Raw genomic sequence first — 13358 nt, forward strand, 5'->3', positions numbered from 1 at the left:
AGCCGCAGTGGCTGAGCGCTCACACGTTTAACGCGCTATGCGGGCTTCGCTTCAGGTGTCGCGTTTCATGCGTCGAGCGAGGTCCCGATGAGCAAGGGCTCATGGTGGAGTTCGATCCCCCATGCTTCCTTGACTCCGTCGCGTACCGCACGGGCGAGCGCCACGACGTCAGCGCACGAGGCGCCACCCTGGTTAGTGACGGCGAGTGTGTGCTTGGAGGACAACGATGCCCTGCCGCCGGCGATCTCCTCGCCCGGCTGGCCTTTCATTCCGAAGCCCTTGTGGTAGCCCGCGTGGTCGATCAGCCACGCCGCAGACAGTTTGACGTAGCCGTCTTTGCCCGCCGGATAGCGCGGAGCATCCGCTGGCAACGCGGCAGTGAGTGATTCTTCGACAATCGGGTTCATGAAGAATGAACCGCACGAGTTCGTGTCTGGGTCCCCCGCCTCCAAGACCATCCCTTTAGAGCGCCGCAAACCCAACACGGCGGTACGGACTTCAGCCAGCGAGACCCGGGTCCCGAGCTCGACGTTGAGGGCGCGAGCGAGCTGATCGTACGCGACAGGCAACGCCTCGCCTCGTTTAAGCCCGAACGTCACGGCCAACACAACCCAGCGAGGCGAACCGTTCTGGGTTGCGCGCTTCAACACGGAGTTCCGGTAGGTCAACTCCAGCTCGGAGGCCTGCAGGGTCACGAGCTTGCCTTCGTGCCGGTCCCACGCCTCGATCGAGAGCAGCGTGTTGGAGACGTCAGCACCGTACGCGCCCACGTTCTGAACCGGGGTCGCACCAGCCGCACCAGGGATGCCAGAGAGGGCTTCAAGCCCTCCGAGCTCGTGTTCAACGGTCCACGCGACGGCCTCGTCCCACGGATGCCCTGCTTCGATCGTCACCGGAACAATGCCATCCCCGGGGGCGGCTTGGGTGGCATCAGCAGCGCCAGCCCCTTCACCACCGCCAGCGGCGTCTTGACCCGGTTGATCTTCTTCGCCGACGGTGATGCCACGGGTTGCGATCTGCAGGACGGTCCCCCGGTAGCCTTCGTCAGCGATCACCAGGTTGGAGCCGCCGCCAACAATCAGCAGCGGGGTTCCGGCGGCGTCGGCCTCTTGGACTGCTTCGAGGATCTCGTCACGCGTGCGGGCCACGATGAAGCGGTCGGCTGGCCCGCCTACGCCCATCGTTGTGATGTCACTGAGCGTCGTGATTTCGCTGAGATTCCGCTGGCCCTCTGGTTTTTGCTGGCCCTGCTGCTGTCCCTGTTGCACCTGCTTGCTCATGCGGCCTCGGAGCGTCCGGCGACATTCACGATCGCTTGCGCGCGGTTGAGTACTTTCTCGCCGTCCAGGGTCACTTCGAGGTCCACGCGGATGCGGTCTTCGTCCACGACCTTGCCGACCGTGGCAACCACATCGAGGGTTGCGCCTACGGATTCGGCGGGGTTCGTGCCGGCCTCATCGGCCACTGGGACCATGCCGGTGAAGCGGGTCTGGTAGTCCTCGATCCTGCCGGGGCACCCTGCCCAGTCGGTTACGAGCTGGACGGCAGCACCCATCGTGAGCATTCCGTGCGCGATCACGCCGGGTAGCCCTACTTCGGTTGCGAAGCGGTCGTTCCAGTGGATCGGGTTGAAGTCGCCCGATGCGCCGGCGTAGCGGATGAGGTCGGCGCGGGTCAGTTCGATCTGTGTGCGGCCGAGTTCTTGGCCCGTTTCGAAGGCAGCCATTCTTAGTCGTCCTCCCCGCGGATCATGAGGGTTGAGCGTACGGTGCACACGGTTTCGCCGTTGGCGTCTGTGAGCACGGTTGATGTGGTGACCATCCCGCCGGTTCCGACGGCGCGGGCGCGGTCCACGGTCACGGTGGCGGTGATTTCGTCGCCGGCGACGAGCGGGCGGACGTGGGTGAAGCGTTCGTCTGCGTGGACGACGCGGGAGAAGTCGATGCCGGAGTTCGGGTCGGTGATGTAGGCGGCTTCAGCGCGCTGTGCGATCACGACCGCGAAGGTTGGCGGGGCGACTAGGTCGGCGTGGCCGGCGGCTTGCGCGGCTTTCACATCGTAGTGGTGTGGATGGGTTGCTTTGACTGCGCGTGCGAAGTCGCGGATTGCTTCTCGGCCTACCGAATATGGTGCGGCGGCAGGGTACGTGTGGCCCTGCAGGTCTGCATTCACGCCCATGTGGCTCACCTTCCGCGCCGCGGTCCGGCGCTGTTCATTTTCTGTTTGAGTGCTCGGCGGCCGTCCCGCATGCGGGAACCGAATCCGATGACGTGGGCGATGATGCCGATCATCAGGAACACGGATGCGGCGGTGAACAGACCGGTGTTGTCTTGGATGGCGCCCATGATGAGGAGCACGAGGCCGATGAGGACCGCGGCGATGGTCGCGATCAGCATGGCCTTCGTGAGTGTAGAGGCGGAGTCCCAGTTGAGCATGGTTACCAGTCTAGTGGCCGATGCGCGGGTTTAGCTGATCGAGATGCCGGTGGGCTTGGTGCCTTGCTCTGGTTGGCCGTGGGCGTCGACGTACCATTCCATTTCGAGTTCGAATTCGCGTTTGATGCGCCCGCTGCGGCGGGTTACATCTTTGGCCTCGAGCTCGACCTTGAGGGTGTGCGGGAGCTGTAGGGTTTCTGCGGTGACGCCGTCGGAGACGGTGGCTTCGCCTGTGCGGATGCGCGCGGCGAGCCCTTCGAGGAGGTCGGCGAGCTGTTCCCGGCTCATCGTTTCTTTCGCTTTGATGTTCAGAGGTTGCGTGCCTTCGCTCTGCGTCTCGTCGCGCCCTCCCCTATCAAGGTTCGACCCTTGGCCCGTAGCACGGTCAGTCATGGTTATCCCCTTCCCCTAAGGCTATAACAGAAAGACCCCCAGCCTGAGGCTGAGGGTCTTTGTTTGTAGCGGTGGCGGGACTCGATCCCGCGACCTCACGATTATGAGTCGTGCGCTCTAACCAGCTGAGCTACACCGCCACGAATGAGAAAATCCCGCCGGCCCCGACCCGAACCGGAGGGGGCCTTGCGGGATTCTCATTCAGAGCCCCCTATGGGAATCGATCCCATGACCTCAGTCTTACCAAGACTGCGCTCTACCACTGAGCTAAGGGGGCAACAGATGAAGACTCTACCAGGGTTTATTCCCAACACCAAAACGCATTGAGCTCTTCACCTGTAGCCGGACAGTTACCGGCCACGGCGCTTCCACTTAGGTGCGCCTTTGTCTTTGGAATCCTTGATTTTACGGGCAGCAGAGTCCTTCTTCTTGTGCTTGAAACTGCCCTTGCGCTCGTCACGGTCCCAGGATTTTTTGCCGCGAAAACCAGAAGCGTGACGATTCTCACGGCCACCATGCTTCCCTCCGTGGCCGCCCCGGTCTTCGCGGTGCTCATCGCGGTACCCGCCACGACGCTCAGCGTGTGGGCGGCCCCCACCGCGTAGTGCGCGGGATGGCCCGCCGTGATCAAGCTGGATGTCGATGCGGCGCCCGGCCACCCGGGTGTCTGCCAGCAACTCCAGGGTTGAGTCCGGCATATCCGCTGGCAGGTCCACGAGTGTGAAGTTTTCACGAATGTCGATGTGGCCGATGTCGCTGGACACGAGCCCACCTTCGTTGGCGAGCGCGCCCACGATAGCGCCAGGCATGGCGCGATTGCGGCGGCCCACGGCGAGTTTATAGGTGACCTTGTCGCTGTCGTCGCGGCTTCCACGGCTACCGCGACCACGGGACTCGGCGGCACCGCGCTCGCCCGCCACCGCATCGTGCTGTGCGCGTTCGCGTTTGGTGCGTTTTTTCTTCGCCGGCGGGGTCGTCGGTATTTCCTCGGTCAGCAGCGGCTTGCCGCCCTGGGCGAGAAAAGCGAAAGCCGCGGCAACCTGCACGGCGTCGACGTCGTTCTCGGCAACGTATTCGGTCACGAGTTCGCGGTACGGGGTGAGGTCTTCTTGCTCGAGCGCAGGCGTGAGGCGCTCAGCGAGCCGGCCCAGCCGGGACGAGTTGACGGCTTCGATCCCAGGGATCTGTGCTTCTTCGACAGTTCCGCCGGTTGCGCGTTCGATGTGCTTGAGCAGGTAGCGTTCCCGCGGGGTCATGAACAGGATCGCGTCCCCGGTACGCCCTGCGCGGCCTGTGCGGCCGATGCGGTGGACATAGGATTCGGTGTCGTGCGGGATGTCGTAGTTGAACACGTGCGAGATACGTTCAACGTCGAGCCCGCGTGCGGCAACGTCGGTCGCAACGAGGATGTCGATCACGCCGTCGCGGAGCTGATCCACCGTCTTCTCGCGCTGGACCTGCGGGACGTCGCCGTTGATCGCCGCGGCACGGAAGCCGCGCGCCTTGAGTTTGGTTGCGACGTCTTCGGTCGCCTGGCGGGTGCGCACGAAAGCGATCACGCCGTCGGTGTCTTCGGTCTCCAGCAGGCGCGTCATGACGTCGAGCTTGTACTGGTGCATGACCTGGATGTAGCGCTGACGGATGTTCGCGCCAGGGGTCGATGCGGTATCCACTGCGATGTGCTCGGGGTCGCGGAGGTAGGTATCGGCGATGCGGCGGATCTGCTTAGGCATGGTCGCGGAGAACAGCGCGACCTGCTTGTCTTCCGGCGTGGATTCGAGGATCGTGTCCACGGCCTCGGCGAAGCCCATGCGCAGCATTTCGTCGGCTTCGTCGAGGACCACGTAGAGGAGGTTGGAGAGGTCGAGGGATCCGCGTTCGATGTGGTCGATAACGCGGCCTGGGGTGCCCACCACAACCTGCGCCCCGCGGCGCAGCGCTTTGAGCTGTGGACCGTACGGTGAGCCGCCGTAGACGGGCAGGATCGTGAGGTCGTCGAAGTAGCGTGCGTAGGAGGAGAACGCTTCCGCTACCTGGAGCGCGAGTTCGCGGGTTGGTGCGAGCACGAGGATCTGCGGGGTTTCGGCTGGCCCGTTGACGTCGTTGATTTCGGCGATCTTGGTGAGCGCGGGGATCGCGAACGCCGCGGTCTTACCGGTTCCGGTCTGCGCGAGTCCCACGACGTCGCGGCCTTCAAGCAGGGTCGGGATGGTCGCGGCTTGGATAGGTGAAGGGCGTTCGTAGCCGAGGTCTTCCACCGCTGCCAGAACGCGGGGTTCGATGTTCAGCTCAGCGAACGTCGGGCCCTCCGGCTTGGTTTCGGTGCTGGTGTTTTCGTGGGTTTCAGCCATGTCAGTTTGAGCCATCTCGGTGGCCTCCTGTTTCTGCGGGAGGCGTCAACCGTGCACTCGTGGGGTGCGCGGGACGCGGGCGTTACGCCCGTGACCGGCTCACTCCCTCCACGACACACAGTGCCGCGCATCGGGCGAGGCACACAAACCACATGCGAATAGACCCCGTTCGAAGGGGCATGCATTTAATAAGGGAAAGCCGGATATCGGCGGATAATCCAGTCTACCCCGCAGCCTGCCGCGGAGCCCATAAAGGAGGCGGGACTCACAAGAGTCCCGCCTCCGGCTGGTTTATTTATCCTCTGATGCTTCCTTAGATGTTGCCGGTTCCGTTGATGCGGGTGGCCGCTCTGAATCTGCGGGAGAACTCTGGTCCTCCCCGTCTTCTGACGGGTTGGTCGGGAACTGGTACTTGTCCTTATAGGCTGCGACGTTGATGCGTTCGATCTCGCGCCCATTCTCAGCGACCTTCACAACGAATGAGCTTCCCATTCGTAGGTCGGGGAGGTTTTCGAAGGTCAGTTTGCTGAGGTCACGGTCCGCGTATTTTTCGCGGTATTTCGCCATGACCGGCTGGATGTTCTCAGTGGTCGCGACCTCTTCGCCGACTGAGCACGCTTTCTTCGCGTCGTCAGCCACTGCAGCTGAAATGAATTCCTCAACGGCTTCCTCAGGCGAAGCTGCACCTTTACCGCAACCGTTTCCAAACGCATCACACCCGGTCAGCCCTGCCCCAACAGCAAGGAGCACACCAGTACTCGCGAGTAGTTTCCTTGCGTTCGCTGAATAAGCCATTAAAGAACCTCCACTGCCCGTTTCAACAGCTATAGCGAGAACAGTAATGCGCCCGCCTACCACCCACAAGCGGTTTTAGATAACAATTCGGCCGCACTCACCGGGCAAGCGTTCACCGGGCAGCGTTCCCGGGCAGCGCGCACGGGATACTTTCACCGGCGGCGCGCACCGGGTGCTGGCTTATAGCCGCGCGAAGGCCTGTTCGAGGTCTGCGATGAGGTCTTCAGCGTCCTCGATACCGACCGATAGCCGCAGCAGATCGTCCGGCACTTCTAGTTCGGTTCCCTTGACGGAAGCGTGGGTCATCTCAGCCGGATAGTTCATGAGGGATTCGATCCCGCCCAGCGATTCCGCGAGCCTGAACAGTTCCGTGCTCTCCGCGACAGCCCGTGCCGCATCCGCACCGCCTGCCAGCCGGAAGGAAACCATGCCGCCAAAACGCTTCATCTGGCGTGCCGCAACATGATGCCCCGGATGATCCGCAAGTCCCGGATACAGAACCTTCGTGACTTCCTTACGGCCCCGCAACCATTTCACTACCGCTTCAGCGTTATCGCAGTGACGTTCCATCCGCACCGCGAGTGTCTTCGCGCCACGCGTGGTCATGTACGCATCGAACGGTGAAGACTGGTTGCCCGCAGCGAACTGGATGAACCGGACCTTATCCGCCAGCTCCTCCGAGTTCGTGACGACTGCGCCGCCCACCACATCGGAATGCCCGCCAAGGTACTTAGTGGTCGAGTGAACCACCAAGTCCGCCCCGAGTGCGAGCGGGGACTGCAGGTACGGGGAAGCGAACGTGTTATCCACCACAACGATCGCACCAGCCTCATGCCCAGCAGCTGTCAACGCCTCGATGTCCGCGATCTTCATGAGCGGGTTCGATGGCGTCTCAATCCACACCATCGCAGTCGCATCCTCACGGATCGCCTGCACAGCGGCTGCCGTGTCCGTCATGTCCACGGGGGTGTGGCGGATGCCGTTAGGGCCGTGGATCTTATCGATCAAACGATGCGTGCCGCCATAAACATCGTTACCCATCACGATGCGGTCCCGCGGCGAAAGCAAGCTCCGGATGATCGCGTCCTCAGCACCCAAGCCCGAGGCGAAAGAAATACCGTAAGCGCCACCTTCCAGGGCGGCGATCTGCTCCTGCCAGTTATCGCGGGTCGGGTTAGTGCCGCGCGAATAGTCGTAGCCCAAACGCAGGTTACCCACCGAGTGAGGATGGTACGTCGTGGACATGTGCAGCGGCGGGATCACCGCGCCCGTGATCGGATCAAACTCTTGGCCTGCGTGCACGGCGCGGGTCGAGAAACCCAAACCCTGCTCCGTGGCGTTTTGCTCAGTGTGCTTGTGGTCGGTGGTCTTGTGTTCGTTGTTGTGGTCTTTTTTGTTCTCGCTCATTCCACGCTCCATGCAATCTCAAAGTTTCAATTCAGGTTAGGACATCGATGGCTTCGCCATCGCGTAAGAGCACCACGCCAGAGTTGACGCGTAACAGCTCGTGCAAACATTCGGCTGGTTGACACCACCCGATCGTGGGCATGTGTTGCCCCACCGCGTGCGCGGCATCAATCGAGGTTTCCGGGGATGAGCCCGCATCCAGCGCGGAGAGCACCGATTCGCGCGTGACCGACCCCACCAACTCGCCTACGCGGGCCGGCCAATGCCCTCCCCTAACAACAGGCAAAACGTTCACACCCGCGGCATCCAGCGCTTCCTTCGCTTCAGCGAGCGTAACGCCTTCGTCTACGCCGCGCACCCCTGGCAGCTGTTGTTGCGCACCAACAGTGGATGCCTCATCAGGCACCTGGATGCTGTAGCCGTTGGCGAGCATCCAGGCGTCATTGAAGAACTTACCCATGTAGCCGCGGCCGGAATCCGGAAGCACCACAACCACGACCGCGTCCTCGGGAAGATCACGGGCCGCATTCAGCGCGGTGACCACGGCGAGCCCGGAGGACCCACCCACCAGGAGGCCTTCTTCCTTAGCCAAGCGGCGCGCCATCGCAAACGCTTCGGCATCGCTCACGGCTTCGACCGCATCGGGTATCTCGGGATCATAGTTGCCCGGCCACATGTCATCGCCCACACCTTCGACCGCGTACGGGCGGCCCGTGCCGCCGGAATACACCGAGCCATCCGGGTCAGCGACGATCACCTGGACTGCGCCATCGGACACTTCTTTGAGGTATCGGCCTGTACCCGTGACTGTGCCGCCGGTACCCGCACCCATGACCACGTGGGTGACGCGGCCTTCGGTATCAGCCCAGATTTCGGGGCCGGTGGTTTCGTAATGTGACTCCGGGGCGGCCGGATTAGAGAACTGGTCCGGCTTATAAGCGCCGTCGATCTCGCGTTCTAGACGGTCCGAAACCCCGTAGTAGGACTCCGGTGAATCAGGTGCCACACCGTTCGGGGTAACCACAACCTCTGCCCCGTAGGCCTTCAAGACGGAGCGTTTCTCTTCCGCGACCTTCTCCGGGGTCACGAATACCGTCCGGTACCCTTTCAGCTGCCCCACCATCGCAAGCCCCACGCCAGTGTTGCCGGAGGTCGGTTCAACGATCGTTCCGCCGGCAGTGAGTTTCCCGGCTTCCTCGGCTTGTTCGATCATTTTCAACGCAATACGGTCTTTGATCGAACCGCCCGGATTCAAGAACTCGAGCTTGGCGAGCACGGTCGCTTTAAGGCCGTCCGTGACCGAGTTGAGTTTGACCAGCGGGGTGCCACCAATGAGGTCCAATACGGAATTCGCGTAACGCATAAGTCCACGGTACCGGCGCCTCACGCTTGCCGCGAAACTGTCAGGGGTGCATGCCACAGTATCTATATGAGCGTTCCTGTATCCGGTGAGGGTATGACCCCCGATGCTGAGGCCAGCTGGGTTCCGCCTGTCCCGTTGGAGTGGCGTGCCGTGGTGTCCGCTTTTCAGCATGGGCGGCGTGACCCATCGTTGCGGATCACTGCGCACGATGCGTGGCGGGCTGTGCGTTATCCGTCCGGGATCGCTGAGGTCAGGATTGTGCCGGAAGGTGTGAGTGCGTCCGCGGTTGCTGGCGGGGCGGTGCGGGCGCGGTCGGCGCAAGAGAACCGGGGTGCCGCCCGTGGCGCGGGTGGGCCGTTGGCACGTCAGGTCAGGTTTCAGGCGTGGGGCCCTGGTGCAGCGGAAGCCCTACAGGATGCTCCCGACTGGCTGGGGCGCAGTGATGACTGGAGCGAGTTTGATTCTTTGACTGACCTTCCCGCGTTGGTTCAGCGGATGCGTTCCGAACGTCCGGGCCTGTTGTTGGGGTCTTCTGGCGCGTTACCTGAGCATCTCGCGGCGGCGATCTTGGCGCAAAAGGTCACGGCGCACGAGGCGTTCGGGGCGTGGTTACGACTTGTGACTCGTTTTGGGGACCCCTCCCCCGGGCCGATGGGCCGAACCGGTGAACTGTTCGTTCCTCCCACCGGAGCTGAGTGGACACGGATCCCGTCGTGGGAGTGGCATCAGGCGCGCGTGGATAGTAAACGGCGCAATACTCTGGTGCGCGCTCTTGAACGTGAGTCGGCACTGCGGCGGCTACAAGCCACTGTCCCGGCGGGTGGGCCGAACAGTGGTCTACTGCGGATCGAGTCTGCGTTACGCAGCATCCCGGGGGTTGGTGTGTGGACGGCCGCGGAGGTTCTGCAACGCAGCCACGGTTCAGGCGATCATGTGTCTTTCGGGGACTACCATGTGGCACACAACGTGGGGTGGGCGTTGACCGGCCGCCGAGTCACCGACCGGGAGATGGAACAACTTCTGGCCCCATGGACTGGGCACCGGCAACGGGTTGTGCGGCTGCTAGCGGAAGGCGGCGCAACCAAACAACGCATGGGACCCCGGCTCCACGCCAACGATCACCGCTGGCACTAGAACCGACCGACGCTGGTGGCGGGCGGCTCTGGTGGCGGGCAGCGCTAGCTTTTCAACCGGTAGCCGGCCGGTTGTACGCCCTCAACCCGTAATGGTGCCCTGGGTCCCATTGACAGTGATCATCTGTCCATTCTTCAGTGCGCTGGTCGCTCCGCTCGCGCCCATCACGGCGGGAATGCCGTATTCACGAGCAACGATGGCAGCGTGGGAGAGGCGACCTCCAGTATCGGCTATGACAGCGGCCGCCAGGCCGAACAATGGCGTCCAGGATGGATCCGTGTAGTGGCACACCAGGATGTCTCCCGGCTGGAGTTGGTTGAAGTCTTCAGGCCCTGTGATGACCCGTACAGGGCCCGTGGCCAGTCCGGGACTTCCTGCTGTCCCGGCAAGCTTCGACGTTTTGGTTTGATCGGCGTGGGTCCACCACGCTGCGGCGGCATGTGGCCGTGCGGCTTCGCGTTGGCTGGCCATCAGTCGCGTCTGATGAGCGGACGCGTCCCTGACCAGTGTGTCCTGGATTTCGGTCAACGTAAGGTACTTCAACTGCTCGACAGTTTCGAGGGCTTCACGCCGGTGCAGTCGGTTTGCGATCTCAGCGGTCACACGACGCGCGATCACGTACGCCTCCTCAATGAGGTATACCGATGCTTCACGAGCGACGTGACCGTTCCGCCAGGCCTTCAGGGTACGGGCGAACCCGCGGCGGGCAAGGGCCGGTAACCGGCCCTTGATTTCCTCGACGAGTTCTTGATGGGAAGGTTTATCAGCAAGGCCACGCGGCGAACGGCGCACAGCGTCCAGCGTTGCATCAAGGCTAGCGGGGTCTTCTCTCCAAGACCTATGAGAAAAGGGCAGGTACAGCTGTGCAGTTCGGGCGCCATACTCGTCGAGGAAACGCCGCCGCATGTCGCGATAGGTAGAGGAATTTGGCTCGAGGCTTGCGAGCTTATGGAGTTCCTTGTCGATCACCACCGTAGTGTAGTCGAGGTCCCCGAGTAGGTCGTATGCATCGAGGTCTCGTCTCCTGGCCAGAGCCAAGTAGTAGCCGAGTTTGAGCGCTGTGAGTTGTGCAGGCCCGACGTAGTCGAGAAATCTCACCCGCGCTATGTCACTGACCAGACCCAAAATCTTCTCGAGGAGTGCCAGGAGTTCTTGGTCTGCAACCGGGGCGAGTTCCGAGGGCAGAGAGCTATCTAGTTTCCTGCGGTAATCAGCTTCCACGGTGGGCCAGTCAGCCGGGTCTGGGGATCGGTATCCAAGGAGGCGGACCAGCCGCCAACCCACACGGATGTCGGGGTAGGCAGCTGTGATAGTTCCATCGGGTTTCATTTCAAGGAGCTGCTCGATGGGGGTCGCAGTGATACCGATGTTCGCCATCCCGGCCTGCAGTTGCCGATGCATAGGAAGGATCGCGCAAAGGTCGAGGGGGTACGGCCCCGGGTAGTGTTCGACGAGGTCAGTGTGGAATACACGGGATGCCCTACCGATCCGTCGGCCAGAGACGGTTTGTTGTGGAACCTGTTGTGTAGCCGTCTCGGTGCTCGCAGTAGTGGTGATAGGTCGAGCTTGAAGTAGCCACAAAGTGGTGTCTGTGTAAGCCCATTCGAGGTCCATGCCTGCACCGTAAAGCTCTTGCACGGTTTCCCCGAGCCGGGCGAGCTCAAGCACTTGGTCATCAGTGAGACAGAGGCGGTGCCGGTCATCTTGGGGAACGTCAGCGATGCGGGCGGAAGAACCATGGCGGTCGATGCGGGTCTGTTTTGCCCCGAGTCGCCGCTCCAGAACACTGCTGGTCGTTGCACGGTATTCGTCTGGGGTCACTGCTCCTGAGACCACGCTCTCCCCTAGTCCCCAGGAGGCGTTGATGAGTGTTTCTTCTCCGCCGCTGACTGGGTCGCAGGTGAATAAGACTCCTGCAGTGTCGGCATCGACGAGCTTCTGAACAACCACAGCTAGAGCAACGTCATGATGCTCAATACCGTGACGGCGTCGATAGTCAACGGCTCGAGCGGTCCAGAGCGATCCCCAACATTTACGGACCGCATCCAATACGTCGTCTGTGCCGAGAATCCCAAGAAAGGTGTCCTGCTGACCAGCGAAAGATGCTTCGGGGAGGTCCTCTGCGGTTGCCGAAGATCGCACAGCCACCGCTACGTTCTCACCCCACGTGCTCAACTGGTTGCCGATTTCCCGAGCGATGGCGTCTGGCACGTTTTGACCTTCTACTGCTGCCCGGACGGCGCCTGGTCCTTGTGAGAGAAGCGCATCTATATTTAGGTCGGCGGTTGCTTCGCGGTATGTGTCTGCAGACAGAACGAAACCTTCCGGGACGGGCAGTCCCGCTCGTTCCAGCACACCGAGGTTCACTGCTTTACCACCGCCAGTGGTCAGGGTCGCTTCAGTGAACGGGATAATCATGAGGCTTCCCTTGCTGAAGAAGTATCCACCATTGCAACGAGTGCGAGTTCCAGCTGTTGTGTGAGTCGCTCCGGTAGCGCCGGTCCGTCTTGCTGCCACGTCCACTGCGCCACGGGCGCGAAGTACGCCGATGCAAGCATTATCACCGCGGCCTCCCTGTCCACGGGACGGAACTCGCCTGAGGCGAGACCTTCGCTGACGATCGATCGCAGCAAAGCCATCAAGGGTTCACGTGAGGAGGACACATCTGCTTGATTCAAGGATGAGATCCGAGCTATGCACATTTGCCGCGCGGGTGCCTCATTCTCTACGTACCACTCACCGGCGGCGCTAAACACTCGTTGCAAACGAACCGCGGCACCGGCGCCTGGAGTGTCAGCATCTGTCATGGCCGCCATCACTTGTTCACCCAAGAATGACAAGACATCCTGCTTGGTTGCGAAGTAGGTAAAGAACGTGCCTTTACCTATGTCTGCGGCTTCTGAAATCTGGGAAACCGAGGTTTGCTCGAATCCTTGCTTCAGAAACAGCTGCATTGCAGCTTCGACGATCCGTTTCCGGGTCGCCTCTTTACGACGGGCGACACGATCACTCGAACTCATGAAGATAGAGTAACAAGAAACTTGACCGCGGTCATTCATGTGGGAATTATCCTGTTTTATGAGGTGCCGCTGCGTGTGTTGGGGTTAGCGTGTTTGGCGGGGTTTGAAGATGGTCCAGGCGGCGGTGATAGTGAGCGGGGCCTGCTGAGCCTGCACGTCGTTTTTACAGGGTTTGCTTTGGCCCGGCAGGATAGCTGTGCGGTTGAGAGTCTTAGCCGTTGTCTTTTCGTTCCAAGACCAGCATGCCGTCGTCGGTTGAATTAGAGTCCACTGTCTGAATGGCTTTCGAACTCCCCGGACCGAAGTAGGAGCGTTTGTCTTCGTAGGCAGAGAACGTGACGAAGAAGTTTCCGGCGTCAAGCTCCTCATTCGGGGCGTGGATGTTTTCGTAGCGTATGCCCAACGAAAGCAATCTTCCCTGCCTTGCTTCCCTCTTTCGCTACCTCAGGCAAGGGTCCGG

Annotated in this window: 13 protein-coding genes and 2 tRNA genes; 1 reads left to right on the forward strand and 14 read right to left on the reverse strand. The window is 61.7% G+C overall.

The window, feature by feature from the left end:
- Positions 1-65 precede the first annotated feature (65 nt).
- From HMPREF3160_RS01310 to HMPREF3160_RS01360, 11 genes are all read right to left on the reverse strand, one after another.
- Entirely contained in the window at positions 66-1280 is a 1215-nt protein-coding gene (locus HMPREF3160_RS01310) for a UDP-N-acetylmuramate dehydrogenase (protein WP_083285248.1), read from the reverse strand.
- Positions 1277-1726 carry a MaoC family dehydratase gene (locus HMPREF3160_RS01315; protein WP_070506589.1) on the reverse strand — a complete coding sequence of 150 codons (450 nt, stop codon included), beginning with the start codon at positions 1724-1726 and terminating at the stop codon, positions 1277-1279. The genes HMPREF3160_RS01310 and HMPREF3160_RS01315 overlap by 4 nt, the downstream gene beginning before the upstream one ends.
- A gap of 2 nt (positions 1727-1728) precedes the next feature.
- Positions 1729-2178: an FAS1-like dehydratase domain-containing protein gene (locus HMPREF3160_RS01320; protein ID WP_070490214.1), complete on the reverse strand. Its 450-nt coding sequence runs from the start codon at positions 2176-2178 to the stop codon at positions 1729-1731.
- Between the two features lie 5 nt (positions 2179-2183).
- Entirely contained in the window at positions 2184-2435 is a 252-nt protein-coding gene (locus HMPREF3160_RS01325) for a hypothetical protein (protein ID WP_070490216.1), read from the reverse strand.
- A gap of 30 nt (positions 2436-2465) precedes the next feature.
- A complete protein-coding gene (locus HMPREF3160_RS01330) occupies positions 2466-2828 on the reverse strand; it encodes an amphi-Trp domain-containing protein (RefSeq protein ID WP_070506591.1) in 363 nt (120 codons plus the stop codon).
- 66 nt (positions 2829-2894) lie between these two features.
- Positions 2895-2968, reverse strand: a tRNA-Met gene (locus HMPREF3160_RS01335).
- 65 nt (positions 2969-3033) lie between these two features.
- Positions 3034-3105: transfer RNA gene (locus HMPREF3160_RS01340), tRNA-Thr, on the reverse strand.
- 73 nt (positions 3106-3178) lie between these two features.
- Positions 3179-5194, reverse strand: coding sequence for a DEAD/DEAH box helicase (locus HMPREF3160_RS01345; protein WP_070506593.1), 2016 nt, complete (start codon positions 5192-5194; stop codon positions 3179-3181).
- A 276-nt stretch (positions 5195-5470) separates the two neighbouring features.
- A complete protein-coding gene (locus HMPREF3160_RS01350) occupies positions 5471-5974 on the reverse strand; it encodes a hypothetical protein (RefSeq protein ID WP_141739775.1) in 504 nt (167 codons plus the stop codon).
- A 180-nt stretch (positions 5975-6154) separates the two neighbouring features.
- Positions 6155-7381 (reverse strand): cystathionine gamma-synthase, encoded by a 1227-nt coding sequence (locus HMPREF3160_RS01355; protein WP_083285250.1) that lies wholly within the window; start codon positions 7379-7381, stop codon positions 6155-6157.
- Between the two features lie 31 nt (positions 7382-7412).
- Complete coding sequence (locus HMPREF3160_RS01360) at positions 7413-8744, reverse strand: cystathionine beta-synthase (protein ID WP_070506595.1); 1332 nt, start codon at positions 8742-8744, stop codon at positions 7413-7415.
- 66 nt (positions 8745-8810) lie between these two features.
- Here HMPREF3160_RS01360 and HMPREF3160_RS01365 point away from each other — a divergent pair, with 66 nt between their 5' ends.
- Entirely contained in the window at positions 8811-9878 is a 1068-nt protein-coding gene (locus tag HMPREF3160_RS01365; RefSeq protein ID WP_070506598.1) for a DNA-3-methyladenine glycosylase family protein, read from the forward strand.
- Between the two features lie 81 nt (positions 9879-9959).
- Here the strand turns inward: HMPREF3160_RS01365 and HMPREF3160_RS01370 are convergent, their stop codons facing one another.
- The 3 genes from HMPREF3160_RS01370 to HMPREF3160_RS01380 form a co-directional block, all read right to left on the reverse strand.
- Positions 9960-12296: a PEP/pyruvate-binding domain-containing protein gene (locus HMPREF3160_RS01370; protein ID WP_070506600.1), complete on the reverse strand. Its 2337-nt coding sequence runs from the start codon at positions 12294-12296 to the stop codon at positions 9960-9962.
- The gene (locus HMPREF3160_RS01375; RefSeq protein ID WP_070490328.1) at positions 12293-12898 is read right to left on the reverse strand and encodes a TetR/AcrR family transcriptional regulator; all 606 of its coding nucleotides are present in this window, start codon (positions 12896-12898) and stop codon (positions 12293-12295) included. Before HMPREF3160_RS01375 ends, HMPREF3160_RS01370 begins: the two co-directional genes overlap by 4 nt.
- Positions 12899-13109: 211 nt before the next feature.
- A complete protein-coding gene (locus tag HMPREF3160_RS01380) occupies positions 13110-13301 on the reverse strand; it encodes a hypothetical protein (RefSeq protein WP_141739776.1) in 192 nt (63 codons plus the stop codon).
- Positions 13302-13358 lie beyond the last annotated feature (57 nt).

The organism is Arthrobacter sp. HMSC06H05, from assembly GCF_001807395.1.
GTDB classification, from domain to species: Bacteria; Actinomycetota; Actinomycetes; order Actinomycetales; family Micrococcaceae; genus Pseudoglutamicibacter; species Pseudoglutamicibacter albus.